Below are 3114 nucleotides of genomic sequence, written 5' to 3'. Positions count from 1 at the left end.
GGTGTAGCCGTGCACGGTGTTCAGCGTGCCCGGCTCGTTCGGCCACCGCTGCTGGTAGCCGGCGCGCAGCTCGCGGACGCCCTCCACGTCGGCGCTCCACGGCGCGACCGGCGAGGTGAGCAGGACCTGCTTGGCGAACACCGGCGCGACCGGCGACTCCATGATCGCCGGGTCGTAGCTCACGGCGCTGGACAGGATCGGCGCCGTCCAGCCGAGCTGTGCGGCGATGCCCACGGCGGCCGCGGTCTGCGGCGGCGTCAGGCTGAGGACCAGGACCTTGGCCCCGGACGCCTTCAGCGCGGTGATCTGCTCGATCAGGTTCGCCGTGGTCTCGGTCACGGCCTGCTCGGAGACCTTCATGCCCCAGTTCTCCGCGACGAACCGGCTGCCCTCCAGCGCGTTGTCGCCGAAGCTGCCGCGCAGGTGCAGGTGGGCGATCGTGTCGCCGGCCGCGAGCGCGCCCTTGCGCTTGTAGTAGTCGAGGCCGTTGATGATGTCGAGGTCGTAGGTGGTGCCGACGATCATCATGTGCGGGTTGCCGAGCAGGGAGGCGGCCCACGAACTGGGGACGGTCAGCGCCCTAGTCTGCATGAGATCCGGTTCGATGGCCGCGGTCATCGGTGTGCCCGAGACGTCGATGAAACCCAGCACCTGGGGTTCGAGCTCGAAATAGCCGTCGAGCGCCTTCTGGACGTCGTACGCGTGGTCCTTCTGCTTCAGGTCGATGCGTCTGCCGCACACACCGCCGTGTTTGTTGACGGTGTCCAGATAAAGTTCGTAACCGCGAATCCGGGAAACCGACGACCCTTTGAACGGGCCTGTCATGTCGGTCAGCACGCCGAGCGAAATCGATTCAGCCGAGACGCCCGGACCAGTGCGAACAGGCAGATCGTCCTGGTTTCCGGAGGCGCAGGCGGTGAGTGTGCCGACCAGCATCGTGGCCGACAAGAATACATGGCGAATGGACATACCAGGCCTCGTCGCAGGGGGAGTTACTCGGCGGTAGCGTGGAGTATTGGGTAACAGGTGTCAACCAGTCCAATTTTGTGTCCCGAAACACCCCGCGGAGTGAAAAGCTTCGTTTTCCGATGTAAAGCGCCGCCGGGTACCGTGATCGGGTGGAAGAGCCCGTGTGGAACGAGTGGCGGCGGCCCGGTCCGACGCCTGCCCAACGCCGGCGCGACATCGGCATCACGGTGCTGGTGATGCTGTGCGCGGTCGAGTTCACCGTGCTGGTCAACAGCGTGGGCGCGTTCGCTTTCGGCCGGGCTCCCGACCTGCGCGAACAACTCGCCTGGATGCTCGCCCTGTCCCTGCCGCTGGTGGTGCGCCGCCGCTATCCGCTGGCCGTCATGCTCGTGGTGTCGGCGCTGTTCATCGCCGCGCAGGTCCGGCAGGTCGGCGACAACCTGGTGCCGTCCGCGATCCTCTTCCTGGCGATCTTCACCGTCGGCGCGTGGGAGCAGAACCGCAAGGTGGCGCGCTGGTCGCGGATCGGCGTCATCGTCGCGATGTTCCTGTGGCTGGGCTTCAGCCTCGTGCGAGCCCTGCTGGGCCCGGCGGGCAACTTCAAGGACGCCGCCGGGCCGATGGACCCGGTGCTCGCCAACGTCCTTTACGGACTGGAGTTCAACATCTTCTTCTTCGCCTTCGCCTTTGTGGTGGGCGAGATGGCGTGGACGGCGGCCCGGCGCCAGGCCCAGCTGTCGTTCCAGGCAGAGGAACTCCAGCGCTCGCAGGAGCAGAACACGCGCGGAGCCATTGCGGCGGAACGGATGCGGATCGCGCGCGACCTGCACGACGTGGTGGCGCACCACGTCTCCGTGATGGGCATCCAGGCCGGTGCCGCGCGGCGCGTCCTGGACTCCGATCCGGCGCTGGCCCGCGACGCCCTGCAGACCGTCGAACAAACCGCCCGGACCGCGATCAACGAGCTGCGCGGCTTGCTGGGAGTGCTGCGGGCGGACGCGGAACCGGATCTCCGCGCGACGCCGGGTCTCGACGACCTGCCGGAACTGCTCGACAACGCCCGTGCCGCCGGACTGGAGGTCTCGCACGGTGTCTACGGCTCGCCACGAGAGGTGTCGTCCGCCGTCGCGCTGTCGGCGTACCGGGTGGTGCAGGAAGCGTTGACGAACGTGGTGAAACACGCGGGCGCCCAACACGTCGACGTGCGCATGCGGTTCCTCGACAGCGCCTTGGAAGTGGAGGTCACCGACGACGGACGCGGCCGGTCCGCCGTTTCGGACTCCGGTTTCGGCCTGGTCGGGATGCGTGAACGTCTTGCCGTGCACGGCGGTTCGCTCGAGGCGGGCCCACGGCGTGACGCGGGCTATCTCGTCCGTGCCTCGCTTCCCACGGCTTCTTCGGAGGAGACGGCGTGAGCCTGCGAGTCGTGCTGGCCGACGACCAGGACCTGGTCCGCGCCGGTTTCCGCGTCATCCTGGGCACCGAGCCGGGCATCGAGGTGGTCGGCGAGGCGGGCGACGGCGCTGATGCCGTGTCCTTGGTGTCGTCGTTGCGGCCGGACGTCGTGCTGATGGACGTCCAAATGCCCCGCATGGACGGCCTCGAAGCCACCAGGCAGATCCTGTCTGCGGGTGGTGGCACGCGCGTCGTCATCCTGACGACGTTCGACCGCGAGGACTACCTCTTCGAAGCGCTGCAGGCGGGCGCCAGCGGGTTCCTGCTGAAGAACGCCTCACCGGAGGACCTCATCGAGTCCGTGCGCGTGGTTGCGCGCGGCGACGCCTTGTTGTCGCCCGAGGTGACCCGGCGGGTGATCGCCCGGTTCAGCACCGCGCGTCCCGAACGCACCCGGCCGCCGTCGCTGACCGACCGCGAGTTCGAGGTGCTGGTGGAACTGGCGAAGGGCGCGTCGAACGCGGAGATCGCCGCGGCGTTGTTCCTGGGGGAGACGACCGTGAAGACGCACGTGTCGCGGGTGCTGGCCAAGCTCGGCCTGCGCGACCGCACCCACGCCGTGGTGTTCGCCTACGAGCAGGGCATCGTCACGCCCGGCGGCTAGGCACGGCGCTCAAGCCCGACCCCGCGACCACTCGGACGGGTGAACTCCGTCCGGATCTACGCCTGACGCCGTCTAGTCGGTTGATT

Annotated in this window: 3 protein-coding genes; 2 read left to right on the top strand and 1 reads right to left on the bottom strand. The window is 68.2% G+C overall.

The genetic code is table 11. The annotated features are described in order from the left end of the window. Positions 1–969, bottom strand: a 969-nt coding sequence (locus UK23_RS34585; protein WP_045315947.1) for an ABC transporter substrate-binding protein, incomplete at its 3' end; no start/stop codon positions are given. Positions 970–1118: 149 nt separating this feature from the next. Between UK23_RS34585 and UK23_RS34580 the strand changes: the two genes are divergently transcribed. Together UK23_RS34580 and UK23_RS34575 are read left to right on the top strand one after the other, a co-directional pair. Next, entirely contained in the window at positions 1119–2384 is a 1266-nt protein-coding gene (locus UK23_RS34580; protein ID WP_045315946.1) for a sensor histidine kinase, read from the top strand. After that, positions 2381–3028, top strand: coding sequence for a response regulator (locus UK23_RS34575; RefSeq protein WP_045315945.1), 648 nt, complete (start codon positions 2381–2383; stop codon positions 3026–3028). Before UK23_RS34580 ends, UK23_RS34575 begins: the two co-directional genes overlap by 4 nt. Positions 3029–3114: the final 86 nt, after the last annotated feature.

It is taken from the genome of Lentzea aerocolonigenes (assembly GCF_000955955.1).
GTDB lineage: Bacteria > Actinomycetota > Actinomycetes > Mycobacteriales > Pseudonocardiaceae > Lentzea > Lentzea aerocolonigenes_A.
The sequence above is the reverse complement of the archived record's forward strand: the minus strand, read 5'-3'. Positions and strand labels throughout refer to the sequence as shown.